A 25,510-nucleotide genomic window follows, 5' to 3' on the forward strand; every position below is an offset into this window, starting at 1 on the left:
GTACCCTTATCAATCCAAAGGAGGAGGAAAACCATGGAATACATTCTTAAAACTAACGATTTAGTAAAACGCTATGGTCGTTATGAAGCGCTGAATGGACTGACTATGAATGTTCCTAAAGGCTCTATCTATGGTCTTGTCGGAAAAAATGGTGCTGGAAAAACAACGCTAATTCGTCTTATTTGTGGACTTCAAAATCCAACGAGTGGAGAATATTCTATTTATGGAGTGAGTAATAAACAAAAAGAAATTATACAATCTCGTCATCGAATGGGGGCTGTTGTAGAAACACCTGCTATTTATCTTGATATGACTGCTGAAGATAATTTGAAAGTTCAACATTGTGTTCTTGGATTGCCGTCTTTTGATGAAATACCCCATATTTTGAAGATGGTTGGTCTTGAAAATACCGGCAAAAAAAAGGCTAGAAACTTTTCACTTGGTATGCGTCAACGCTTAGGAATAGCTGTTGCAATAGTAGGTTCCCCGGATTTTCTTGTATTAGACGAGCCAACTAATGGACTAGACCCACAAGGCATTGTTGAAATGCGTGAAATTATATTAAAATTAAACCGTCAACATGGAATTACTATTTTAATTTCAAGCCACATTCTTGATGAAATGGCACGATTGGCAACTCATTTTGGCTTTATTGATAACGGTCAAATGATAGAGGAAATTAGTGCTTCTGAATTAAATGCTGCTTGCCGTAAATGTATTCATGTGTCCGTATCTAATATTAAAGCATTAAGCAAGGTGCTGGATGATATAGGATTGGAATATACTATTTTCCCCAATAATGAAGCTGACATTTTTGGAGAACTCAACGTAACAGAGCTTGTCTTAAAACTTTCAGCAGAAAATTGTGATGTTAAATCACTCTATGAACGTGATGAAAGCCTTGAAAATTATTATATCAATTTGCTGGGAGGTATAAGTAATGATTAAACTATTGTTAGCTAATAAAATGCGTCTCAAAAAAAATAAATTATTCTGGAGTGGCTTATTTATAACAGTGGGATATTGTTTACTGCTACTATTGCTTAACTATATTGAAATGATTTCGCATACGGGCAATTCTATTATAATGGTAGATTGGTACTTATTAGCTCCTTTTTCTGCTTTGAGTTTTTTCTGTCCTATTTTTTGCTCTATGTTTATTGGAACAGAATATAGTGATGGTACTATCAGAAATCGTTTAATTGTAGGTCATACAAGAAAAAGCATTTATTTATCAAATTTTTTTACAGTTAGTTTTGCCTGCGTTATTATTGCCATTATTGCAAGTCTAGTGGTAACAATATTTTATGTCATATTCTTCGGATGGAATATATCAAATCCTATGACATTTATTCTATATTACTTTTGTGGATTACTTATGCTTATTGCAATGTCTGGTCTTTTTTCGCTAATAGCAATGTTGATCAGTAATAAATCAAGCTCTCTTTTAGTTTGTATAATGATATGTTTATCAAGTTTTGTTTTGGAGAATATTGTAAAAACGTGGATTTTCAACGGCTTTGATGAAGGTATATTTCCCAAAGCAAAAATTTTTCATTCTCAATTCATATCAGAACTTTTATACGATGTTATACCTATGGGGCAATGCCTTCAGATTACAGGAGAAATGGTGTTTCATCCTTTTAGATTGCCGTTATATTCCTTACTGTTTATCATAATAACACTTGTGTGTGGTATATGGTTTTTTGAGAAAAAGGATTTGAAATAAGGAGGTCAGTATCGTGATTTGGCTTTTGCTGCTATGTATTGTTTTAGCAATAACTGTTTTCATTCTTGGCATTAAATTATTTTTAATTCGGAAAGCTGCTATAGAAATATGCGATGAGTTCAGCGAAAAATTAAAGAGCGATACCAATACCTTAATCTCGATTTCTACCGATGATAAGATTATGTGCTATCTTACTAAAAATATAAATATTCAACTTAAGGAGCTACGATTACAACGATTGCGTTATATGCAGGGGGATTTAGAATTGAAAAATGCAGTTACAAATATTTCACACGATTTGCGTACCCCACTAACGGCAATTAGTAGTTACTTAGATTTGCTCGATAAAGAAGAAAAAAACGAAACTATAGAACGATATATAGGCATAATAAAAAATCGTACAGAAACTTTAATCCAGCTCACAGAGGAATTGTTTCGTTATTCTATTATTACATCGCCAAATAATAATATAAAATTAGAACCAGTATCTGTAAATAGAATTTTGGAAGATAGTATTTTACAATTTTATGCTACTTTACAAGAACGAGGGATAACTCCTTCTATTAACATAACCGAAAAAAAGGTGGTTAGAAATCTAAGCTCTGTTGAACTGTCCCGCATTTTTTCAAATATTTTGAGTAATGCAGTTAAGTACAGTGACGGAGATTTGAATGTTACACTTACAGATAATGGAATAATTCAATTTTCCAATACAGCTTTTAATTTGAATGATGTACAGGTTGAAAGATTATTTGACCGCTTTTATACGCTTGAAAATGCGAGAAAGTCAACGGGACTTGGATTATCAATATCAAAGATATTGGTTGAACAAATGAATGGCACAATATCTGCGAAATATGAGAAGGAAAAGTTAAATATTAGTATTGAATTTCCAAATCCTACTGACGATTAAAAGGGGGGGGTGTATGTTTGAAAGAAATGCAATGGCTACGTTGTCCTATTTGTGGTAATAAGACAAGGAACAAGATTAGAGAAGATACTATTTTAATAAATTACCCTCTTTTTTGTCCAAAGTGCAAACAAGAAAGTTTAATCGAAGTTAGAAATATGCAAATAACAGTTATCGAAGAGCCAGACACAAAGATGCAGAGCCGATAATTTAAAGGTCAGCCCTTTTAAATTACCGGCTCATTTTTTATGGAGTGGATACCTACTTCCCCTCTGCTTCTTTAGACTTGACGATACCATCAATGACGCTCTCTACAATGATAAGCTCTTGATCGGTAAGCTCGTCAAGTCCGGCTTCCACAGCTCTACGCCGGGTACTTTTAATCCGGCGTTCACCGGCTGACAGAAAATGTTCGTCGAGAGATACGTCGAGCAAGGAGACAAGGTCATATAGCACCTGTAGGCTAGGGTGCGCCCCTTTGTTTTCAATGTTTGTTAAATAACGTGGGTCAATCTCTATTGCTGCGCCCACCTGTTCACGGGTCAATCCCTGTCTTTTGCGTGCTTCCTTGATTGACTGTCCTACTGCTCTGAAATCGTATCTATCTTCTTTTTTACGCATATGTAATCACCTCACCACATTTTACTGTTCCTGTTGAATTAGCAACAGGTATAAAAAAACGTGTTATAGGACTTTTCAATTCCTATTAGGTGTATTTTCAACTATATATGCTGCATGGCGGCAAATAAAAAAAAACCGCCGTTGGCAGCAAGGCTTTTTATGCGCCTTTTTAAACGACGGTTTCACAGCCGCCGTTTTCTTTTTTCCAGACGGTCAAGGTTTTTGTTTTAGCGGCTTTAGGAGGTAGCCGCATGGAAATTCGTATCAGACCGCCGGTGGTCTTTGGTAGACCATCAAAAAAATCTCACTTCTTCCTGCGGCTCAAAGCACCCTAGAATGTGGTTTTTCACATCACACAGCAGGAATAATCTGCAAAGCACAAGATCAGTACGTTTGTATTGTCCTTGTGCTTTTTTGCTGCCAAAAACTTTTTGAAAAAGTTTTTGAAGTCGGGTATCAAATCCCACCTTCTCTGGCGAGTGTTAGTGCGGAAAGGGGTAAAAGCCTTTTTGCTTTAGCAACTTCCGACAGAAAGGAGGTGAGATTATGAAACCATCTTCTTTCGAGAGTGCTATCAGACTTCAATTTGACTGTCTAGCTCGTAAAGTTGTAGGCACTACAGTAAAGGACTATAACAGAGAGCTTGGCAGACGTGCAAAACGTGAAACTCCGTTCTGCGAGCTGTCCGAGATGGAAATAAACCATATCGGCGCTGTAGACGAATACTCGGTTGAATTTACAGCCTTTGACGTATTCGGCAATGAAGTCCGTATCTATGATGAACGCTTATGTGAAGCAATCAAAAAATTAGCAGAAAGGCGGCGTAACATTCTGCTTATGTCGTACTTTCTGGAGATGACCGACGCTGAAATAGCAGCGGTCATGGAAATGGAGCGTTACTCCGTTTGCCGCAACAGACTACGCACATTGAAGCTCATTAAGGATATGTACGAGGAGGGTTAAAACATATGAAGTCTGTAAAGAAGTGTCCGCTGTTCTCAACCATCTGCTCTGCGGCAGACGGCGAGGAAACGGCGATTGAAAAGATTTTGAACCACTACGACGCTTACATATCAAAAGCAAGCCTACGCCCGTTCTATGACGAACACGGCAATATGTATATTGTGGTCGATATGGAACTGAAAGGCAGAATAAGAGCTGCGCTGATTGAAGCAATTCTTGGTTTTGAAGTCAAAGTGAAATGAAGCCTACAGGAGCATGTACCACCTCATTCCAGCTCCTAATCTTGCTCTTTGAAAATTGAATAAGGTAATCAGATACTTTAGATATATGACGAGCCTGTAGGCAGATACGCCATGACCTCATACACATGAGCGAGCGGTTCATATCTGTGATCTGCAAGCGACTTGTGGAATGGTCGTGTGCCATGACTCATATATCCTACAATGATACTCCCGTATAGCCTTAGTTTGAGCGTTAGAAGCGTCGCACGCAAAGGGTATGGCTGCACCGTGTATGCAGGGGTGAGACTCCCGTGAGCCGCTAGGCTGTCTGATTACCTGTCTGTATCTTGCCCCGGAGGTGTTGTAATGGATAAAGAATATATGATAAACGATACCTACCGTGTAATGTTCAAGGATTATCCAGACGTAGTAACCGTGGAGCAAATGAGTGAAATGCTCGGTATCAGTATGAAAACAGCCTACATTTTATTGAGGGAAAATAAAATCCTGCATTTTAGGGTCGGAAGAACCTATAAGATACCAAAGCTCAATATCTTGCGGTACATGGAAATGCTGTAGAGGTTTACTGCGTCGCTTGTTGTCAGCAGCCTTAGAACCTGTTATACTTGACATAGTCAGTGATAGGTGAATGGCTGCTGCTATTAGGAGGACAAACATGGTAGCAGGACATTTACGAAAACAAAACGGATATTTCCAGATGATTTTAAGCTATAAAGACAGCACTGGCAAAAGGCGTACAAAATCAATCAGTACAGGACTTCCCGTAAAGGGAAATCAGAAGCGTGCGGAAGCTATGCTTTTGGAAACGAGAAAGAATTTCACGCCAGAGGAAGCTATGACGGATAAAGAACTCCCATTTGACAAGTTCCTCGACAAATGGCTGAAAGACCATCTCAACCTTAAGACCTTAGAAGCAGAAACATATGCTCTGTACTCTTACAATGCGAGAATGTATCTCACACCGTATTTTCAAAAAAAGACAATTCGTATCTGTGATTTGAAGACTACGGACATTGAGAGCTATTACAATTACGAGAGAACGGAACACCACGCTTCAAAGGTGGTAATCTTACAGCTACATGAGATTATCAAAATTTCTCTTGATTATGCGGTCACGCTTGGCTGGATCGAGGACAATCCGGCAGACAGTATCAATCCGGCGACAAACGAGGTATCTATCTTATTTACGGATTTTATGCTGGAATGGCTGGAAATGATGAAACAGTGTGTAGAAGAAACAACAATGGCTTCTTACACATGCTCTGTGAAAAAGCGTATTGTTCCCTACTTTTTAGAGAAACGATATACTTTGACAGAGATTGAGGAAAACCCTAAATACATTCAAGACTACTATCAGTCAGAATTGGATAAGGGGCTGTCTGCTAACACTGTTATTCACCGCCATGCCAATATCAGAAAGGCTCTGCAATATGCTTTTCAGATTGGACTCATCAAATCAAACCCGGCAGACCGTGTGGAAAGACCAAAGAAGAACAAATTTGTAGCTTCCTACTATAATAAAGAAGAACTTGACACTTTGTTCAAAGTTTCTAAAGGCGACCCTATGGAACTGGCGATTATCCTCGCTGCTTTCTATGGTCTGCGCCGTAGTGAAGTAATAGGTCTGAAATGGAGTGCGATTGATTTTGAGCGTAAAACTATCACAATCAAATACACTGTAACAGAAGTCAATCTGAATGACGGGCGTGGCAATGTGCTTATTGAGAAAGAACGGACAAAGTCAAAGACCAGCCGCCGCACGCTGCCGCTTGTTAAACCGTTTGAAGATTTACTTATCAAGATGTATCGGGAACAGAAACAGAACCGGCGATTGTGTGGTGACTGTTATTGCACGGATTATCTGGACTTTATCTATGTTAATGAAATCGGGGAAAGAATAAAACCCGGTTATCTGACACAACATTTTCCCTTGTTGCTGAAAAAACATAATCTGCGGAAAATCCGCTTTCACGATTTGAGACATAGCTGTGCCAGCCTTTTATATGCAAATGGCGTGAGCTTGAAGCAGATACAGGAATGGCTCGGTCACAGTGACATTTCTACAACATCTAATATCTATACGCATTTAGACTACAGCAGCAAGGTTTCATCTGCCAATGCGATATTATCCGTGTTCCCGTCACAGACGGCAGCGGAGATTGAAAAGGCAGTAGGTTAGAACTTTTGACAATAAAAAAGCTCTCTAGCTGGAAGCTAAAGAGCTGAATTTGCTGGTGCCGCTGGCCGGACTCGAACCGGCACGGATATTCTCCGTCTGATTTTGAGTCAGGTGTGTCTGCCAATTCCACCACAGCGGCTTATATTTCAAATCCCTTATTTCTTGTATATCCTTTCCGATTTTGGAGGGATATGCAGGAGGGATATTGAAAACGAAGCAAGTCATTAAGTTGTCAAAAGCCTTGAAAAATCAAGGGATTTAAAAGTTATCTATCAGCCGAGCGCATTGGATTTTGAGTCTTGTGCGTCTGCCATTCCGCCACATCCGCAGGTGGTCTTTTGTAAGAACCGAATGTAAGTATAGCATATTGATATTTGAATTACAAGATTTTTCAACAAATTTTTTCTTTTAAAATGGGAAAGATTGTTGTATAGTAGATTCAGTAGCTTTATAAGATGGAGAAAAAATATGGCGGAAAAAATTGTATTGATTGACGGACACAGTATTTTGAACAGAGCCTTTTTTGGTCTTCCGGATCTTACAAATTCGGAGGGACTTCATACGAATGCCATTTACGGTTTCCTTAACATTATGTTAAAACTGCTGGATGAGGAGAAGCCGGAGTATCTTACGGTAGCTTTTGATGTACATGCGCCAACCTTCCGGCATGAAATGTATGAAGAATATAAAGGGACAAGAAAACCTATGGCGGACGAGCTGCGACAGCAGGTCCCTGTAATGAAGGAAGTCCTCCGGTCCATGGGAATCAGGATCATAGAACAGGAAGGCCTGGAAGCGGATGATCTTCTGGGGACGCTCTCAAAACGATGTGAGAGCGAAGGCATGGATGTGACCATCATCAGTGGAGATCGGGATCTTCTGCAGCTTGCCACGGACAAGGTAAAGATCCGTATCCCTAAGACGAAGCAGGGAAGAACAGAGGTGGAGGACTATTATGCGGCTGATGTAAAAGAGCGTTATCAGGTGACTCCTCTGGAATTTATTGATATGAAAGCGCTTATGGGAGATACCTCGGATAATATTCCCGGAGTTCCCGGAATTGGGGAGAAAACTGCGGCGAAGATCATTACAGAATACCACAGCATAGAAAACGCGTACCAGCATGCCGGGGAGCTGAAGCCGCCCCGTGCATCCAAAGCTATTGTAGAATACTGGGATATGGCAGTGATGAGCAAGAAGCTGGCAGCAATCTGTGTAGATGCATCGCTGGATTATGATATTGAAAGCGCAAGACTTGGAAATATTTTCACGGAAGAGGCATATACCCTTTTTCAGAAACTGCAGTTCAAAAATCTTTTGAGCCGTTTTGAGGTGAAAGGCCCTTCCCATGCGGTGGAAGATTCCTTCCGGACTGCCGGAAGCCGCGAGGAGGCGGAACGCATTCTCGAAGAAGCGGCGGAAGCAGAAACTCTGGGTATGGCTGTCTTTCGGAGAACAGCAGAGGCACTTCCGCTTTTTGCAGGAGAGGCACGGATTGGAGGAGTTGCTCTTTGCTTCGGAGAAAAGGAAATTTACTGTATTCCGGAAGAGAAGATGGAGATAGCGGAACTTCTGGAGAAACTGGAGAAATTATCTGCCGGCCCGAAGACGTTGTCTGTCTTTCATCTGAAAGAAACAATGAAATATTTTACGCCATCTGTCAAAGACAATTGTTTCGATGGGATTATTGCAGCATATCTTTTGAATCCTCTTAAAAATGATTATGAATTTGAGGATGTGGCAAGAGAACAGCTGGATCTTCTTTTGGAAGAGAAGATGGAAGATGAAAAGAAAGCATGCTATGAAGCTTATACCGCCTATGCGTCAGCTGCTCCTTTACAGGATAAGCTGGAAGAGGCGGGAATGTGGAAGCTTTTCAAAGAAATAGAAATGCCGCTTGTATTTACGCTTTTTGATATGGAACAAAATGGAGTCCGGGTAGAGGCGGATGAACTGAAAGATTACGGAAACAGACTTGCAGTTCAGATCAGCAGGCTGGAACAGGAAATCTGGCAGGAGGCGGGAGAAGAGTTCAACATTAATTCTCCGAAACAGCTTGGAGTCATCCTTTTTGAGAAGATGGGACTTAAAGGCGGAAAGAAGACAAAAACCGGATACTCTACTGCAGCAGATGTGCTGGAAAAGCTGGCGCCGGATTATCCTGTTGTAGCTAAAATCCTGGAATACAGACAGCTGGCAAAGCTGAAATCCACCTACGCCGACGGCCTTGCAGCCTTTATCTCGGAAGATGGAAGGATTCACGGGAAATTTAATCAGACGATTACCGCGACCGGCCGGATCAGCAGTACGGAGCCGAATCTACAGAACATTCCGGTTCGGATGGAGCTGGGAAGGCTGATAAGGAAAGTATTTGTTCCGGAAGAGGGATTTGTCTTTGTGGATGCAGACTATTCCCAGATTGAACTTCGAGTGCTGGCCCATTGTTCGGGGGATAAGCAGCTTATTGAGGCTTACAGAGAGGAAAAGGATATCCACAGAATTACCGCTTCCCAGGTATTCCATACCCCTTTTGACCAGGTGACGGATCTCCAGAGAAGAAATGCCAAGGCAGTCAATTTTGGGATTGTATATGGAATCAGCTCTTTTGGGTTAAGCCAGGATCTGAGCATTACGCGGAAAGAAGCGGCACAGTATATAGAACAATATTTTCACACTTATCCGGGAATCAAAATTTTCCTGGATGATGCTGTGAAACAGGCAAAAGACAAAGGATATGCCGTCACTCTTTTTGGAAGGAGAAGGCCTGTGCCGGAACTTTCTTCCAGCAATTTCATGCAGCGTTCCTTTGGAGAGAGGGTGGCAATGAACTCACCTATCCAGGGAACGGCGGCGGATATTATGAAAATTGCCATGATCGGTGTAAATGACCGGCTGAAATCCGGGAATATGAAATCCCGGCTTGTTTTGCAGGTGCATGATGAACTTTTGGTGGAAGCCTGGGAGAGTGAGGCAGAAGAAGTCAAAAAGATACTGAAGGAAGAAATGGAGCAGGCGGCATCCCTTGCGGTACCGCTGGAAATTGATATGCATACCGGAAAAAGCTGGTATGAGGCAAAATAGAGGTGCGAGTAAGATGAAAATAATTGGAATTACGGGTGGAATCGGAACAGGAAAAAGTCTTGTATTGGATTATCTGAAAGAATCCTATGGGGCGGTCTGCTGTCAGGCAGACGAAGTGGCAAAGCGCCTGCAGAGAAAGGGAACGAAATGCTATAAAAGGATTGTAGAGCATTTCGGAGAAGGGATCCTGGACGAGGAAGGCAGGCTGAATCGATCTCGCCTTGCCGGGATTGTTTTTTCAAATCCTGCAGAACTCCGGATCCTTAATGAAATCGTCCATCCGGCGGTCAAAGAAAAAATAAAAGAACAGATCCGCCGGGAAGAGAAAAAGGAAAGTCCTGTGTTTGTGCTTGAGGCGGCTCTTCTTATTGAAGACCATTATGATGCTTTTTGCGATGAACTATGGTACATTTATACGGATGATGAAACGAGGAAAAAGCGTCTGATCGCATCCAGAGGATATGATGAGAAGAAGATTCAGGGGATCTTTTCTTCCCAGCTTCCCTCATCTGTCTTTTTTGAGCATTGTGACCGGGCGATTGATAATTGCAACTCCTTTGAGGAAGCATGCCAGCAGATTGATGATATTATGACGCAATTAGGCCTGAAAAAGGGATAGCATTGGCGTATACTGATGCAAAAAACCAAAATTAGGAGAAGAGAATATGAGATTATGCAGCATAGCAAGCGGAAGCAGCGGAAACTGTATTTATGTGGGGAGCGATCATACCCACCTGCTTGTGGATACAGGAATCAGCAAAAAACGGATTGATGAAGGATTACATACACTGGGAATGAAGGGTGAAGAGCTTTCTGGCATTTTGATCACGCATGAACATTCCGATCATATACAAGGGCTGGGGGTTTTCAGCCGTAAATATGGTATTCCGGTGTATGCAACGAAAGGAACACTAAAGGGGATACGGGAATACAAAAGCCTGGGGAAGATGCCGGACGGGCTCCTTCATGAAATTGAAATTGATACAGATTTTCTTCTGGGAGATCTGACCATTCATCCGTTTGCAATTTCTCATGATGCTTATGAACCATCCGGATACCGGATCGCATGTGGCAAACGGTCTGTGGCTGTGGCTACTGATCTGGGCGTCTATGATGATTATACAGTAGACAATCTGAAAGGACTGGACGCTGTGCTTTTGGAGGCAAATCATGATATCCATATGCTGGAGGTCGGGCCTTACCCCTATCCACTGAAACGAAGGGTTATGGGGGAAAAGGGCCATTTATCCAACGAAGTGTCCGGAAGACTTTTGTGTGATATTCTCCACGACAATCTAAAACAGGTCGTTTTGGGGCATTTAAGCAAGGAAAATAATTACGCAGAGCTGGCTTATGAAACGGTGAAGCTTGAAGTGACCGTAGGGGACAACCCATACAGGGGAGAAGACATTCCTTTAATGGTAGCCAGACGGGATGCGGTCTCTGACATTGTTACTGTTTAAAATTATGAAATTGAGAGGGATAAAATGATATGGGAAAAGTGGCGGTAATTACAGACAGCAACAGCGGTATTACACAAAAAGAAGCAAAAGAACTGGGGATCAGAGTACTTCCTATGCCGTTTTATATTGACGGTGAGGTCTATTATGAAGATATTACTCTGACACAGAAAGAATTTTATGAGAGGCTGACAGATGATGCAGATATTTCCACTTCACAGCCGGCGCCGGCTGATGTGATGGAATTATGGGAGGAAGCCCTGCAGGAAGCGGATGAGGTGATATATATTCCTATGTCCAGCGGTCTTTCCGGTTCTTGCCAGACGGCAATGATGCTGGCGGAAGATTTTGATGGAAAAGTTTTTGTGGTAAATAACCAGCGTATTTCTATTACACAGAGACAGTCAGTTCTGGATGCATTAGAGATGGCGGCGGACGGAATGAGCGGAAAAGAGATCTATGATGTTCTTATGCGCGAAAAGCTGGAAGCCAGCATTTATATTACAGTGGATACACTGAAATATCTGAAAAAGGGCGGAAGGATCACTCCGGCGGCAGCGGCTCTTGGCACAGTGCTCAACTTAAAGCCGGTACTTACGATCCAGGGAGAAAAACTGGATGCTTTTTCCAAAGTCAGAGGAATGAAGGCTGCAAAAAAGGTTATGATGAAAGCCATGGAAAAAGATATTACAGAAAGATTTAAAGGGCATAAAGTCTGCCTGCAGGCAGCTCACACCTGTGAAGCGGAAGTGGCAGAGCAATGGAAAAGAGAGTTGGAAGAGCATTTTCCGGGATACGACATCCACATGGATGCTCTGTCGCTGAGTGTATCCTGCCATATCGGTCCCGGATCTTTGGCTGTTGCCTGCACCAGAGTGGTAGAACGATAACCAGGAAGAGAGTATTTTACGGGCAAATGTAAAAAGCAGCAGCTTATATGAGAACAAGCTGCTGCTGATATTCATGAATAAATGGAAGACGGAATTTTTCTGTTATGACAGATTCGTAAAGATTAGATGCGAAAATTTCATTTTCCAGCATTTTTTTTGCGGACATATCAAGATTTTCCTGCTGCGTCAGCTTTGTGATGAGGGGGATCTCGGTATGTCTTTTTAAATGTTTCAGAAGAGGAGCAGCGTCTTTGCGGAAGCCAAGAATGCGGGCATAGCCGCAGTCGTCATGGTGTCGGTACAGTTCCATATCTTCCTTTTTTATATGAAGAAGAATGTGGAACAGGGCTCTGCTGATTCTTGTATAAGTGACCTCTCTTGTTTTGAGAAGATCACAGAATTGATCGAAAGTGACAAAATCATTCAGTCTGTTTAAGATCCGGTTGGCAAGATCCGGGGTGACATCTGCATACTGTGTCAGGCTTTCTTTTGTTTCACACATCAGCTGATACTTCAAAAGAAGAGAAAAATCATTGGCGTATACCGGATATCTTGTCCGATGTGTTTCCTCCAGCATGCGAATACAGGCGGAAGGGACCTGGCCTTCCAGGCGGGTCAGGGCATCGGAAAGAGGGGGCTCATCATACAGCCGTTCTCCTTCCAGATGGATGGCGTTGCTGGCGTGCCACAAAAGCCGGCGGATAGCGGAGGCGGAGCTGTAATTTTCAGAAAGCTCCTCATCGTGATAGCCGGATACGCGGCGTTTGATGGTATAAACCGCCATACCGCTTTTGCGGCGCATTAGCGCTTTGATGTATTCAATGCCAAGGATATTGTTGGGTTCAGACAGGATAAGATCAATTTCTTCATCTTTTGTATAACGTTTCAGGGCATTTTGTCTGGCTTTGGGATAAGAAAGCCCATTTTTCAATTCCTCCTGAAGAAAGGCGCGGTATTCGGCAGGTTCGTCAGCGGTAATGGAAGCAATCCTCTCCAGAATGTTGAGATCACCACACTCGCTTCCGAAGCAGATGGCATCAATGCAGCCCAGTTTTTCCAAAATGGAGATAGCGCCTTCAGCAAAATATTCTGCACTGCCGCAGGCATAACATACCGGGAGTTCCAAAACAAGGGGGACGCCTGCTTCCAGAGCAACCTCGGCTCGGATATGTTTCGGCATAATGGCCGGTGCGCCTCTTTGCACATAATTTCCGCTCATAACGGCAATAACAGCGTCGGCTCCGGTAATTTCTTTTGTCTTTTGCAGATGGTACAAATGTCCATTGTGAAAGGGGTTATATTCTGTGATTAATCCGACAATTTTCATGAAAATCTCCTTGTATATCTTTCTGGAATTGATTATACTATATTAGAATATTTCCGGCAACGGACAAAAGAGGAAAGGAGGGTACGTTTCAATGGAAGAAAAAGAAATGTATGAAAAGGAATACGAAGAGCGGGAAGAGCTGACAGAAGAACGTATCCTCGAAATGCTGGAGGAGCGTCGGTTTAAGGAGCTTAAAGAAGAGCTGGAAAATAATATGTATCCGGTGGATCTGGCGGATCTGATGGAAGATTTCAACCAGAAACAGCTGGTGATGGTATTCCGGCTTCTGGCCAAGGAAGAGGCGGCAGAGACTTTTACCTATATGGACAGCGACTTAAGAGAAATGCTTATCAATGGCCTGACAGATTCCGAGCTGGAAGAAGTTATGGAAGAAATGTATCTGGATGATACCGTTGACGTCCTGGAGGAGATGCCGGCCAATGTAGTAGACCGTCTTTTGATGGCAACAGATGAAGAGAAGCGTCAGCAGATCAACCAGCTTCTTCAATATCCGGAGGACAGTGCCGGAAGCGTAATGAATGTAGAGTATATTGCGCTTAGAAGAGAGATGACGGTGGCGGAGTCCATTTTGAAGATACGGCAGGTGGGATTGAATAAAGAGACGATATATACTTGCTATGTCACGGAAAAAAGAAAGCTGATCGGTGTTGTGGATGTCAAGGAACTTTTGACGACCAGTGAGTCCAAGACGATTGAAGAGATCATGGATACTAATATGCTCTACGCCCATACTACAGACGACCAGGAAGATGTTGCCAACATCATTACGAAATACGGACTGATTGCCCTTCCAATCGTAGATCATGAGATGTGCATGGTTGGTATTGTAACAGTAGACGACGCAATGGAAGTCCTGCAGGAGGAAACGACAGAGGACATCAGCATCATGGCCGGTGTCAGTCCCAATGATGAGTCCTATTTCGGTACAACAGTACTGGAGCATGTGAAAAGCCGTCTCCCCTGGCTTTTGTTCCTGATGCTTTCTGCAACGGTGACGCAGATGATCATGAATCACTATGAGAGTGCCCTGGCTGTGATGCCGCAGTTGGCAGGCTTCATTCCTATGCTGATGGGAACTGGTGGAAACTGCGGATCACAGAGTTCAACTTTGATGATACGAGGACTGGCTGTAGGAGAAATTGAGTTTGGAGATCTGTTTAAAGTGATCTTTAAAGAAGTTCGTGTTGCAGTTTTGATCAGTTTGATCTTATCTACGGTAAACGGCATACGCATTCTTATTATGGGGCAGGGAGATATCCTGGTGGCGCTTACTATTGGTATGACGATGGCGTGCACGATTATTTTAGCTAAAATTGTCGGCTGTACGTTACCGCTTGTGGCAAAAAAAGTCGGTCTGGATCCGGCGATCATGGCGACGCCTCTGATCTCCACGCTGGTGGATATCAGCACAGTTACTGTTTATTTTGCTATTGTCAGCGCTGTGTTTAAAATATAGCTGCCAGACAGCTGCAAAAGGCTGAAATTGTACGGAAAAAGAGACATTTGATTCCCAAAAGAGACCTTGTTTGTAAGGTCTCTTTGTATTATAATAAAAATAGTGAGAAAAAATGGAAAGGAGTCTTTAAATCATGGGATTTATAGATGAAATCAAAGCAAAGGCAAAAGCCGACAAAAAGACAATTGTGCTTCCGGAATCCGAGGATATCCGTACTTATGAAGCTGCACAGGCTGTATTAAAAGAGGGAATTGCAGATGTTGTCATTGTCGGGAGCGAAGAGGAAGTTGCAAAGAATAAAGGAAACTTCGATATCAGCGGAGCAAAGATCGTAGATCCTGCAAAAAGTGAGAAAACAGAAAGCTATATTGCAAAACTTGTAGAACTTCGTCAGAAAAAAGGAATGACAGAGGAACAGGCAAGAGAAATCCTTCTGACAAATTATCTGTACTACGGCGTTATGATGGTAAAAATGCAGGATGCAGACGGAATGGTTTCCGGAGCATGCCATTCTACAGCAGATACCCTGCGTCCGTGTCTGCAGATTCTTAAAACAAAACCGGGAACAAAGCTGGTATCTGCTTTCTTTGTTATGTGCGTTCCGGACTGTGAGTTTGGAGAGGACGGAGTATTTGTATTCGGTGACTGCGGGCTGAACCAGAATCCAACGCCGGAAGAGCTGGCTGCTATTGCAGAGTCTTCTGCAGAATCTTTCCGCATGCTGGTGGGAAAAGAGCCAAAAGTTGCACTCCTTAGTCATTCTTCCAAAGGAAGCGCAAAACATGCAGATGTTGATAAGGTGACAGAGGCAGTGCGAATCGCAAAAGAGGCAAATCCGGATCTTGAGCTTGACGGAGAACTTCAGCTGGATGCTGCAATTGTTCCGAGTGTAGGAGAATCCAAAGCTCCGGGCAGCAAAGTGGCAGGACATGCCAACGTATTGATCTTCCCTGATCTTGATGCCGGAAATATCGGCTATAAATTAGTGCAGAGACTTGCAAAGGCAGAAGCATACGGACCAATGACACAGGGAATTGCAGCGCCGGTTAATGACCTTTCCCGCGGATGCTCTGCTGATGATATTGTGGGTGTGGTTGCGATTACAGCAGTACAGGCACAGAATCAATAAGACGAGGAAAACAGGATAAAAATAATAATTCCGGAGGAAAAAGAAATGAATGTATTAGTAGTAAACTGTGGAAGTTCTTCTCTGAAATTTCAGCTGATTAACTATGATAACAGAGATGTTATGGCAAAAGGAATCTGCGAACGTATCGGAATTGACGGACGCCTTGTGTATGAGCCAAAGGGAGGAGAAAAGGAAGTAACAGAGGCAGCAATGCCGGATCATACAACAGCGATCCAGATGGTGCTGGACGCTCTTGTAAATGAAAAATCCGGCGTTGTAAAATCATTAAGTGAAATTGATGCCATCGGTCACCGTGTACTTCACGGAGGAATGAAGATCACAAATTCTGTTATTATCGACGAGGAAGTGATCAAGGTTATTGAAGAGTGCGCGGATCTTGGACCTCTTCACAATCCTGCAAACCTTATGGGAATCAATGCATGTATGAAGCTGATGCCGGGCGTTCCTAATGTGGCTGTATTTGACACCGCATTCCATCAGACAATGCCGCCGAAAGCTTATATGTATGGAATCCCGAAAGAATATTATGAGAAATATGCGATCCGTAAATACGGCTTCCATGGAACTTCTCACAAATATGTTTCCAAGAGAACAGCAGATTTTCTTGGAAAAGATATCAAGGATCTTAAGATCATCGTATGCCACATGGGCAACGGAGCATCTTTGTCCGCAGTAAAAGACGGCAAATGTGTGGATACATCCATGGGACTGACACCTTTGGAAGGTGTGATCATGGGAACACGTTCCGGAGATATTGATCCTGCTTTTGTTGAGTACCTTTGCAACAAGGAAAACCTTTCCGTATCCGAAGTACTGAACATTTTAAATAAGAAATCCGGTATGCTTGGAATGACAGGAATCTCCAGCGATTATCGTGACGTGGCTGCAGCTGCAGAAGAAGGAAATCAGGATGCCATCAACTGTCTGGAAGCATATGCTTACCGTATTATCAAATATATCGGCTCCTATATTGCAGCTATGGGCGGAGTAGATGTGATCACATTTACAGCAGGTCTGGGAGAAAACGCAATTCCGCTGCGTAAGACAATCTGTGAAGCTTTCGGATATATGGGACTGGTATTTGATGATGAGGCAAATAACTGCCGCGGCAAGGAAATGATCATTACCAAACCGGAATCCAAGATTATGGCTTGTGTCATTCCTACAAATGAGGAAATTGCGATCTGTGAAGAAACAGTAGAACTCGTACAGAAAAGCCTTGACAAATAAGAACAGAAAAGATATACTTTAAAAAGTGTGGTTAGGAGAACGTCATGCTGATAGAATTAACGAAACTCCTGGAACAGGATGGGAAGACCATTCGCCGGGAAGCACATCTTGAACTGGAAGATATCCGAATATTCGGGAATCCGTATAAGCTTCAGGAATTGGAGCCGATACAATTGGAAATCACGAATCTGGGAAAGAAAGTAATCCGGATTACAGGAAGTGCAAAAGTGAGAACTATCATTCCATGTGACAGATGTCTGGAAGATGTCCCCTATGTGTTCGAACTCAATTTTGAGCGGGAAGCGGATATGAAGCTTACGGAAGAAGAGCGGAAGGGATCAGATGAGGAATACAATTTCCTGGAAGAAATGTGCATCAATACAGACACGCTGATACAAAACGAGCTTCTGATCAACTGGCCGATTCGAGTGCTGTGCCAAGAGGACTGTAAAGGAATCTGCAGCAATTGTGGTGCTAATCTGAATCATGGTGAATGTGGCTGTGACAGACAGGTATTAGACCCGCGAATGGCAGCCTTTAGCGATATATTCAGCAAGTTTAAGGAGGTGTAAAGTATGTCCATCTGTCCAAAGAATAAATCATCCAAAGCTAGAAGAGATAAAAGAAGAGCAAACTGGAAAATGAGCGCACCAAATCTGGTAAAATGCAGCAAATGCGGCGAACTGATGATGCCTCATAGAGTGTGCAAAGCATGCGGATCTTACAATAAGAAGGAGATCATTGCTCAGGATTAATTGGAGAAATTGGAAGTAAGGAGATTCTGTTGTTGCAGGATCTCCTTTTTCATTTAACAGGAAACGAAGTTTCCTGTTAAATAAAACGCTCCGCGGGATGCGCACTCGCGCAAATGGAAATTTGCCGCTAAAGCGACCGCGCTCGGCGCGGGAGTTCCGCTTGCGGAACTCTTTCTTATAACAGGGAACTTCGTTCCTTAAAGGAGGTAAGAGAGATGATTTATACGGTGACATTTAATCCTTCCCTGGATTATGTGGTCGGATTGGACAAATTTATCCCGGGGACGGTGAACCGGGCAGCCAGCGAGCATATTTATCCGGGAGGAAAAGGAATCAATGTTTCGGTTATGCTTTCCCACTTGGGATACGAGAGCCGGATCCTGGGATTTTCAGCGGGATTTACCGGGAGAAGCCTGCAGGATATGCTGAAGTATCACGGCTGTCCTCCGGACTTCATAGAGGTGAAAGAGGGACAGACAAGAATCAATGTAAAGCTGAATGCCGGGGAGGAGACAGAGATTAACGGACAGGGTCCGACGATCACAGGTCAGGATATGGAAAAGCTCTACCAAAAACTGGATATTCTTCAGAGGGGAGACTGGCTGGTCCTTGCCGGCAGCATTCCAGGATCAGTGCCCCGTGATGTGTATGAGAGGATCATAGAAAGACTGTACAAAAAGGGTGTCCATTGTATTGTGGATGCAGAAAAAGAGCTTTTGATGGATGTTCTGAAATATAAGCCATTTCTTATAAAGCCAAATCATCACGAACTGGAAGAAATGTTTGGAAAAGAACTGAAAACACAGGAAGAAATTATTAGACATGCCAGATTGCTTCAGGAAATGGGGGCGGTCAATGTACTGGTTTCTATGGATGCAGAGGGGGCAGTTCTGGCGACAGGATCAGGAGAGATTTATCAGAGGAACGCCCCGAAGGGAAGAGTGGTAAACTCTGTTGGCGCCGGAGATTCCATGGTTGCCGGATTTCTGGCAGGGTATCTGCAGACAGGAGATTATGAAAAAGCGCTTGAACTGGGCGTTGCTGCCGGAAGCGCGACCGCTTTTACAAGCTGGCTGGCAAAAAAAGAAGAAATTTACGCCCTTCCTGCAAAAGAAATGGCGCCGGCCTGATGGCCGGCGCCGAGAGAGCGTTATTCATAGATTCCGTTTACTGTAACAGTAAAAACGGCGTCTTTTCCATTTAGCTCCTCATTGCCGTAATCATCCGGGAAGGTTACCTGTACTTCTACCGTATCTCCGGGATGGGAGCCGATCAGCTGATCTTCAAAATCGTCAATATAGTCGCCGGAACCGATCACCAGATCTGTTCCGTTTCCGTCTGTGCTTCCCCCTTCAAATTCAACGCCGTCCACAGTGCCGACGTAGTCAATATTGACAGTGTCCCCATCTTCAACAGTCAAAGAAGTATCCGTCTGGTAAGTTTCAGACTGCTCTTCGGTCTGCTGGTTTTCTGACTGCTGGGTATCTGAAGAAGAATCATCATTTTCTGACCGGAGCGCATCCCATATGATGACAGCGGCCAAAATCACAATGGCCAGTATGGGGACAGCGATTTTGAGAATATTTTTTACACGTGCCCTGCGGGCTTTTCTTGCACGTTCGCGGGCTCTTCGTTCCTGAGCCATTTTCCGGTTTTCTTTTTTCATGTCTGTAGTACTCCTTTGTTTTTTCTGCTGATATTATACAGAAAAAGTGTGGCGCAAATGTGAAATCCCGGAAAATTGTCAGAGGACAAAGGCGAGGTGCTTTGACGGAAGAGAAGAAAAACAATATTGATTTTTATTACAATGTCTAGTAGAATGATTCTAGTAGCGTTGGAGGAGATAAAAATGGCAGAATTGACAAAAATAGCACTGGATGCCATGGGAGGGGATAATGCCCCGGAAGAAATGGTAAAAGGTGCAGTTGATGCAGTTGGAAGAGAAAAATCTATCAAAGTATTTCTGGTAGGACGGGAAGATGTCATAAAGAAAGAGCTGGAAAAATATACTTACAGTTCTCAGCAGATAGAAATTGTCCATGCTTCAGAAGTGATAGAGACTGCGGAGCCGCCGGTGAACGCGATCCGCAAAAAGAAAGATTCCTCAATCGTAGTGGGAATGAAGATGGTAAAAAACGGAGAGGCAGACGCCTTTGTTTCTGCAGGAAGCTCCGGTGCTGTGCTTGTAGGAGGACAGACCATTGTCGGCAGGATCAAAGGAGTGGAAAGACCTCCGCTGGCGCCGTTGATCCCTACAGAGAAAGGGGTGTCTCTTCTGATTGACTGTGGAGCCAATGTAGATGCAAGACCCTCACATCTGGTACAGTTTGCCAAGATGGGTTCTATTTATATGGAACACGTTATGGGAGTAAGAAATCCCAAAGTGGCAATTGTGAACATTGGAGCTGAGGAAGAGAAGGGGAATGCACTTGTCAAAGAAACATTTCCGCTTCTGAAAAAGGCAGATGGGATTAACTTTACCGGAAGTATTGAGGCAAGGGAAATTCCTCATGGACAGGCAGATGTCATTGTATGTGAAGCATTTGCAGGGAATATTATTCTGAAGCTTTTTGAAGGAGTAGGCGCAGTGCTTATCAGCAAGGTAAAAGAGGGGATGATGACAAGTCTGAGAAGCAAGATCGGCGCGCTGCTTGTAAAACCGGCTCTGAAAGAGACGTTGAAAGGATTTGATACAAGCGAATATGGCGGGGCGCCACTGCTTGGGCTGAAAGGTCTTGTGGTGAAGACACATGGAAGTTCTACGGCAAAAGAGGTTTCCAATTCGATCATTCAATGCCTTACCTTCAAGGAACAGCGAATCAACGAAAAGATTCAGGAGTGTATTCAGGCGGATCAGGGGTCCGATGAATAGATATTAAGCAACAAAAAGGAGATGAAAGCTATGGAATTTGAAAAATTACAGGAAATCGTTTCAGATGTTCTGAACGTAAACAAAGATGAAATTACAATGGAGTCTACCTTTGTAGATGATCTGGGAGCGGATTCCCTGGATATTTTCCAGATTATTATGGGAATTGAAGAAGCATTTGATATCGAGATCGACAACGATGATGCAGAGAAGATCGTAACTGTAGGGGATGCAGTAGAGCAGATTAAAAACGCAACTAACTAGGCGGAAAAAGGAAAAGCCCAGGTTTGGGCTTTTTCCTTTTATGAGGAAAAATATGAATCATAAAGTAAAAGAATTGAAAGAATTGCAGGAAAAAATTAAATACCATTTTCAAGATCCGCAGATCCTTCGGCAGGCAATGATACATAGCTCCTATGCCAATGAAAATCATCTTCAGAAATATGAGTGTAACGAGAGGCTGGAATTTCTGGGTGATGCGGTCCTGGAACTTGTATCAAGTGAATTTTTGTTTCATGAGGATAAGAAGATGCCGGAAGGCGAGCTGACTAAAACAAGAGCCAGCATGGTCTGTGAACAGGCTCTGGCGTTCTGCGCACGTCAGATCGGTCTGGGAGATTATCTTTTGCTGGGCAAAGGAGAGGACGCCACCGGAGGAAGGAAGAGAGATTCGATTACATCGGATGCTCTGGAGGCTCTTATAGGCGCAATTTATATGGATGGTGGTTTTGCTAATGCAAAAGAGTTTATCCATCGGGTTGTTTTAAATGATCTGGAGCATAAAAAACTCTTTTATGATAGCAAGACTATCCTGCAGGAAATCGTGCAGGCTAATTTTCAGGATCCTGTGGAATACCGATTGCTGGGAGAAGAAGGTCCGGATCATGATAAATCATTCCGGGTCATGGTGTATATAGGAGAGCAGGCATTCGGCCAGGGAAAAGGAAGGGCCAAGAAGGCGGCGGAACAGGAGGCGGCCTACCAGACGATCCTTATGCTGCATAAGAAGAATATAAAGTAGGTGTTACATGTATTTAAAGAGCATTGAAGTGCAGGGATTTAAGTCCTTTGCCAATAAGATTGTATTCGATTTTCATAATGGGATTACAGGTATTGTAGGGCCAAACGGCAGCGGAAAGAGCAATGTGGCTGACGCAGTGCGCTGGGTGCTTGGCGAGCAGCGCGTAAAGCAGCTGCGTGGCGGAAACATGCAGGATGTGATCTTTTCCGGGACAGAGAACCGTAAACCGCTAAGCTATGCTTCAGTTGCCATCACTTTAGATAATTCAGATCATCAGCTTGCTGTTGATTTTGAGGAAGTGACGGTTACAAGAAAACTGTATCGTTCCGGAGAAAGCGAATATCTTCTGAACGGATCGACATGCCGGCTGAAAGATATCAATGAGCTTTTTTATGATACCGGGATTGGAAAAGAAGGCTATTCCATTATCGGACAGGGACAGATTGACAAGATCTTAAGCGGAAAACCGGAGGAGCGAAGAGAACTTTTTGACGAAGCGGCCGGGATTGTCAAATTTAAAAGGCGGAAAAATATGTCGGTCAAAAAGCTGGAGGATGAAAGGGCAAACCTTCTCCGGGTGAATGATATTCTTGCGGAATTGGAAAAGCAGATCGGACCTTTGAAGCGTCAGTCGGAAACAGCCAGGGAATATCTGAATAAAAAGGAAGAGTTGAAAACATTTGATATCAACATGTTTCTGCTGGAGACAGAACGACTGAAAGAGCAGATTCAGCAGATCCAGCAAAATTTAGACACTGCAAAAGAAGAGCTTAAGGTGGCCGGAACTTCGTACGATGATATGAAAGAGGAATACGAGGCGATTGAAAAGCAGGTAGATGAGATTGATGCGGCGATTGAAAAATCAAAAGGCCAGCTGAATGAAACAAATCTTCTGAAACAGCAGCTGGAAAACCAGATCGAGCTTCTGAAAGAACAGATCAACAGTGCAAAAATGTCAGATGAACATTACGGCCAGCGTTTTCATGCTATTCAGATTGAAATAGGGGAAAGAACCCGCCAGCTGGAAGAGTTTCAGCGGGAAAAGGACGCAATTTCCGGAGAGCTGAAGGAAAAAAGAAAATCAGAGGAAGAGGCAGGGCAAGCACTGATACATGTACAGAGCAGGATTGCCGCTCTTACCGATGAAATTGAAAAGAATAAAAACGATATTATAGAGATTCTGAATAACCGCGCTTCAACCCGGGCGAAAATACAGCGCTATGATACGATGATGGAACAGATCCAGGTGCAGAAATCCCAGATGCACAAGCGGCTCATCTCATCAGAAAGCGAAGCGGCGCTCCAGATACAGAATAAGAAGGAGCATGAAGAGAAGTTAAAAGAAATCTCCGACCATATCAGGACTCTTGAAGAAGAGAGCAGGGGACATGAGCAGCGGATTGAAATACTGCAAAAAGAGCTTGCCGGGCAGACAGAGAAACTCCGGATCGGGCAGACCGCCTATCACCGTGAGGAGTCACGCCTGGAATCTCTGAAAAATATTACCGAGCGGTATGATGGGTATGGAAACAGCATCCGCAAGGTTATGGAGCATAAGGAACAGGAACAGGGACTTCTTGGGGTGGTAGCGGATATTATTAAAGTAGAAAAGGCATATGAAGTGGCGGTTGAGACTGCACTTGGAGGCAGTATTCAGAATATTGTCACTGACAGTGAGGAAACTGCCAAGAAAATGATTGCCTTTTTAAAGAAAAACCGGTTTGGACGGGCAACATTCCTCCCTCTGACCAGCGTCAGTTCAGGACAGAGATTTTCACGGTCTGAGGCATTGAAAGAACCGGGAGTGATCGGACTTGCCAGCAGCCTTGTACAGGTGGAAGAAAAGTACCGGGGAATTGCAGACCATCTGCTTGGAAGGACCATCGTGGTGGATACTATTGATCATGGAATCGCCATTGCAAGAAAATATCATCAGAGTCTTAGGCTTGTTACGACAGAAGGGGAACTTTTAAGTCCGGGAGGGTCCATGACAGGAGGGGCGTTCCGGAATTCCAGCAATCTTTTGAGCAGGCGCCGGGAGATTGAAGAATTTGAAAAAACCGTGAAGCAGCTGAAAAAGGAAATGGAGGAAATGGAACAGTACTGCGAGGCACTGCGAAAAGAAAGAGCAGTCTGTTATGCAGCTGTAGATGAAATCCAGCAGAAGCTTCAGAAGGCTTATGTGATTCAAAATACAGAAAAGATGAATCTGGATCAGGCAGAAAACCGAATCCGGATACTTAGAGAGACTTCGGAGAGCGTCCGGCGGGAAACAGACGAACTGGATCAACAGATTACAGATATCAGCAATAATCAGGAGTCTATTACGGTAGAACTGGATACGTCTACCAGTCTGGAAGAGGAGCTTACAAGAAAAACGGAAGAAGCACAGGAACAGCTTGAAGCAGTAAAGGAAGAAGAGACAAGGTGCCAGAAAATTTCGGAGGAAGTACATCTGGCATATGCCTCTCTGGAACAGAAAAATACATTTATACTGGAAAATATTGAACGTATTCAGGAGGAAATTGCAAAGTTCGAAGAAGAGAAAAGCGGACTTGGCGAGAGTAAGGAAGATACGTCCAGAGAAATTCGGGAAAAGGAAGAGCAGATTGCAGATATCCGTAAAACAATAGAAGATTCCAAAGAACTTTTTGAAGAAATTGAAGAACAGATTCGGGCGGATGTCCTCCAAAGGGATGAGCTGAACAGACAGCATAAGACCTTTCTTGGCAAAAGGGAAGAACTTTCCAGACATATGTCAGACCTGGATAAAGAAATTTTCCGTCTGGAAAGCCGAAAGGAAGATTATGAACAGTCTTCAGAGAGACAGATCAATTATATGTGGGAAGAATATGAAATCACCTACAATCATGCACTGGAACTTAGAGATAAGAATCTGACAGATCTTGCCTTTATGAAAAAGAGGATACAGACGCTGAAAAATGAGATCCGTGCACTTGGTTCTGTCAATGTCAACGCGATCGAGGATTACAAAAATGTATCAGAGCGGTACGAATTCCTCAAAGGCCAGCACGATGATCTGACGACAGCAGAAGCAACCTTAGAAAAGATCATTGCAGAGCTGGATGAGGCAATGCGCAGACAGTTTACCGAACAGTTCGGCAGGATTGCCGCAGAGTTTGATAAAGTATTTAAAGAGCTGTTTGGCGGAGGGAAAGGTACGCTGGAATTGATGGAAGATGAAGATATTCTGGAGGCGGGAATTAAGATCATTGCACAACCGCCGGGCAAGAAGCTGCAAAATATGATGCAGTTATCGGGAGGAGAAAAGGCTCTGACGGCAATTTCGCTTCTGTTTGCCATACAGAATCTGAAACCGTCACCCTTCTGCCTGTTGGATGAAATTGAAGCAGCGCTGGATGATTCTAACGTGACCCGATTTGCAAAATATCTTCATAAGCTGACAAAGAATACACAGTTTATTGTGATTACCCACCGCCGTGGAACAATGACAGCAGCGGACCGTCTGTATGGAATCACCATGCAGGAAAAGGGCGTCTCTACTATGGTTTCAGTCAGTCTTCTTGAAAATGAGCTGGCAGAGATGGAGAAACAGCATAAGGCGGGATAAAAGGGAAAAGGAGG

Annotated in this window: 25 protein-coding genes and 1 tRNA gene; 22 read left to right on the forward strand and 4 right to left on the reverse strand. The window is 43.3% G+C overall.

Annotation, left to right across the window (positions count from 1 at the left end):
- Positions 1-33: 33 nt before the first annotated feature.
- The 4 genes from EUBC25_RS13240 to EUBC25_RS13255 are packed head-to-tail and all read left to right on the forward strand — an operon-like array spanning position 34 to position 2,848.
- Complete coding sequence (locus tag EUBC25_RS13240) at positions 34-948, forward strand: ATP-binding cassette domain-containing protein (RefSeq protein ID WP_230105953.1); 915 nt, start codon at positions 34-36, stop codon at positions 946-948.
- On the forward strand, positions 941-1,729 hold the full coding sequence (locus EUBC25_RS13245; protein WP_230105954.1) for an ABC transporter permease: 789 nt from the start codon (positions 941-943) through the stop codon (positions 1,727-1,729). The genes EUBC25_RS13240 and EUBC25_RS13245 overlap by 8 nt, the downstream gene beginning before the upstream one ends.
- Positions 1,730-1,739: 10 nt before the next feature.
- The gene (locus tag EUBC25_RS13250) at positions 1,740-2,642 is read left to right on the forward strand and encodes a sensor histidine kinase (RefSeq protein ID WP_230107610.1); all 903 of its coding nucleotides are present in this window, start codon (positions 1,740-1,742) and stop codon (positions 2,640-2,642) included.
- A 26-nt stretch (positions 2,643-2,668) separates the two neighbouring features.
- Positions 2,669-2,848 carry a cysteine-rich KTR domain-containing protein gene (locus EUBC25_RS13255; protein ID WP_416386685.1) on the forward strand — a complete coding sequence of 60 codons (180 nt, stop codon included), beginning with the start codon at positions 2,669-2,671 and terminating at the stop codon, positions 2,846-2,848.
- Between the two features lie 52 nt (positions 2,849-2,900).
- Here EUBC25_RS13255 and EUBC25_RS13260 read toward each other — a convergent pair whose 3' ends face one another.
- Entirely contained in the window at positions 2,901-3,260 is a 360-nt protein-coding gene (locus EUBC25_RS13260) for a helix-turn-helix domain-containing protein (RefSeq protein ID WP_230105956.1), read from the reverse strand.
- A gap of 546 nt (positions 3,261-3,806) precedes the next feature.
- On the opposite strand from EUBC25_RS13260, the gene EUBC25_RS13265 reads away from it, so the two are divergent.
- The 4 genes from EUBC25_RS13265 (at position 3,807) to EUBC25_RS13280 (ending at position 6,644) form a co-directional block, all read left to right on the forward strand.
- Positions 3,807-4,223: a sigma-70 region 4 domain-containing protein gene (locus tag EUBC25_RS13265; protein WP_230105957.1), complete on the forward strand. Its 417-nt coding sequence runs from the start codon at positions 3,807-3,809 to the stop codon at positions 4,221-4,223.
- A gap of 5 nt (positions 4,224-4,228) precedes the next feature.
- A complete protein-coding gene (locus EUBC25_RS13270) occupies positions 4,229-4,465 on the forward strand; it encodes a helix-turn-helix domain-containing protein (protein WP_230105958.1) in 237 nt (78 codons plus the stop codon).
- 345 nt (positions 4,466-4,810) lie between these two features.
- Complete coding sequence (locus tag EUBC25_RS13275) at positions 4,811-5,023, forward strand: helix-turn-helix domain-containing protein (protein ID WP_230105959.1); 213 nt, start codon at positions 4,811-4,813, stop codon at positions 5,021-5,023.
- A 97-nt stretch (positions 5,024-5,120) separates the two neighbouring features.
- On the forward strand, positions 5,121-6,644 hold the full coding sequence (locus tag EUBC25_RS13280; protein WP_230105960.1) for a tyrosine-type recombinase/integrase: 1,524 nt from the start codon (positions 5,121-5,123) through the stop codon (positions 6,642-6,644).
- A 53-nt stretch (positions 6,645-6,697) separates the two neighbouring features.
- On the opposite strand, the gene EUBC25_RS13285 is transcribed toward EUBC25_RS13280, so the two are convergent.
- Positions 6,698-6,783: transfer RNA gene (locus tag EUBC25_RS13285), tRNA-Leu, on the reverse strand.
- A 329-nt stretch (positions 6,784-7,112) separates the two neighbouring features.
- Here EUBC25_RS13285 and polA point away from each other — a divergent pair.
- Genes polA through EUBC25_RS13305 form a run of 4 tightly spaced genes read left to right on the forward strand, consistent with a single transcriptional unit; the run spans position 7,113 to position 12,075 of the window.
- A complete protein-coding gene (gene polA, locus EUBC25_RS13290) occupies positions 7,113-9,725 on the forward strand; it encodes a DNA polymerase I (protein ID WP_230105961.1) in 2,613 nt (870 codons plus the stop codon).
- A 13-nt stretch (positions 9,726-9,738) separates the two neighbouring features.
- On the forward strand, positions 9,739-10,344 hold the full coding sequence (gene coaE, locus EUBC25_RS13295) for a dephospho-CoA kinase (RefSeq protein WP_230105962.1): 606 nt from the start codon (positions 9,739-9,741) through the stop codon (positions 10,342-10,344).
- A gap of 46 nt (positions 10,345-10,390) precedes the next feature.
- Positions 10,391-11,188, forward strand: coding sequence for an MBL fold metallo-hydrolase (locus EUBC25_RS13300; protein WP_230105963.1), 798 nt, complete (start codon positions 10,391-10,393; stop codon positions 11,186-11,188).
- A gap of 29 nt (positions 11,189-11,217) precedes the next feature.
- A complete protein-coding gene (locus tag EUBC25_RS13305) occupies positions 11,218-12,075 on the forward strand; it encodes a DegV family protein (protein ID WP_230105964.1) in 858 nt (285 codons plus the stop codon).
- A gap of 43 nt (positions 12,076-12,118) precedes the next feature.
- Here EUBC25_RS13305 and EUBC25_RS13310 read toward each other — a convergent pair whose 3' ends face one another.
- The gene (locus tag EUBC25_RS13310; protein ID WP_230105965.1) at positions 12,119-13,402 is read right to left on the reverse strand and encodes a nucleotidyltransferase; all 1,284 of its coding nucleotides are present in this window, start codon (positions 13,400-13,402) and stop codon (positions 12,119-12,121) included.
- A 139-nt stretch (positions 13,403-13,541) separates the two neighbouring features.
- On the opposite strand from EUBC25_RS13310, the gene mgtE reads away from it, so the two are divergent.
- The 6 genes from mgtE (at position 13,542) to pfkB (ending at position 19,144) form a co-directional block, all read left to right on the forward strand.
- Positions 13,542-14,879: a magnesium transporter gene (gene mgtE, locus EUBC25_RS13315; protein WP_416386686.1), complete on the forward strand. Its 1,338-nt coding sequence runs from the start codon at positions 13,542-13,544 to the stop codon at positions 14,877-14,879.
- A gap of 133 nt (positions 14,880-15,012) precedes the next feature.
- A complete protein-coding gene (pta, locus tag EUBC25_RS13320; RefSeq protein WP_230105967.1) occupies positions 15,013-16,008 on the forward strand; it encodes a phosphate acetyltransferase in 996 nt (331 codons plus the stop codon).
- A 45-nt stretch (positions 16,009-16,053) separates the two neighbouring features.
- Entirely contained in the window at positions 16,054-17,259 is a 1,206-nt protein-coding gene (locus EUBC25_RS13325) for an acetate kinase (protein WP_230105968.1), read from the forward strand.
- A gap of 44 nt (positions 17,260-17,303) precedes the next feature.
- The gene (locus tag EUBC25_RS13330) at positions 17,304-17,831 is read left to right on the forward strand and encodes a YceD family protein (RefSeq protein ID WP_230105969.1); all 528 of its coding nucleotides are present in this window, start codon (positions 17,304-17,306) and stop codon (positions 17,829-17,831) included.
- A gap of 3 nt (positions 17,832-17,834) precedes the next feature.
- Complete coding sequence (rpmF, locus tag EUBC25_RS13335; RefSeq protein ID WP_005332600.1) at positions 17,835-18,014, forward strand: 50S ribosomal protein L32; 180 nt, start codon at positions 17,835-17,837, stop codon at positions 18,012-18,014.
- A gap of 215 nt (positions 18,015-18,229) precedes the next feature.
- A complete protein-coding gene (gene pfkB / locus EUBC25_RS13340) occupies positions 18,230-19,144 on the forward strand; it encodes a 1-phosphofructokinase (RefSeq protein ID WP_230105970.1) in 915 nt (304 codons plus the stop codon).
- A gap of 20 nt (positions 19,145-19,164) precedes the next feature.
- On the opposite strand, the gene EUBC25_RS13345 is transcribed toward pfkB, so the two are convergent.
- Positions 19,165-19,680 carry an FKBP-type peptidyl-prolyl cis-trans isomerase gene (locus tag EUBC25_RS13345; RefSeq protein WP_230105971.1) on the reverse strand — a complete coding sequence of 172 codons (516 nt, stop codon included), beginning with the start codon at positions 19,678-19,680 and terminating at the stop codon, positions 19,165-19,167.
- A gap of 183 nt (positions 19,681-19,863) precedes the next feature.
- Between EUBC25_RS13345 and plsX the strand changes: the two genes are divergently transcribed.
- Genes plsX through smc form a run of 4 tightly spaced genes read left to right on the forward strand, consistent with a single transcriptional unit; the run spans position 19,864 to position 25,496 of the window.
- A complete protein-coding gene (plsX, locus tag EUBC25_RS13350; RefSeq protein ID WP_230105972.1) occupies positions 19,864-20,886 on the forward strand; it encodes a phosphate acyltransferase PlsX in 1,023 nt (340 codons plus the stop codon).
- A 30-nt stretch (positions 20,887-20,916) separates the two neighbouring features.
- Positions 20,917-21,147 (forward strand): acyl carrier protein, encoded by a 231-nt coding sequence (gene acpP / locus EUBC25_RS13355; protein ID WP_230105973.1) that lies wholly within the window; start codon positions 20,917-20,919, stop codon positions 21,145-21,147.
- Positions 21,148-21,199: 52 nt separating this feature from the next.
- Complete coding sequence (gene rnc, locus EUBC25_RS13360; RefSeq protein ID WP_230105974.1) at positions 21,200-21,904, forward strand: ribonuclease III; 705 nt, start codon at positions 21,200-21,202, stop codon at positions 21,902-21,904.
- A gap of 7 nt (positions 21,905-21,911) precedes the next feature.
- Positions 21,912-25,496 carry a chromosome segregation protein SMC gene (smc, locus tag EUBC25_RS13365; RefSeq protein WP_230105975.1) on the forward strand — a complete coding sequence of 1,195 codons (3,585 nt, stop codon included), beginning with the start codon at positions 21,912-21,914 and terminating at the stop codon, positions 25,494-25,496.
- Positions 25,497-25,510: the final 14 nt, after the last annotated feature.

Source organism: Claveliimonas bilis (assembly GCF_020892095.1).
GTDB lineage: Bacteria > Bacillota > Clostridia > Lachnospirales > Lachnospiraceae > Claveliimonas > Claveliimonas bilis.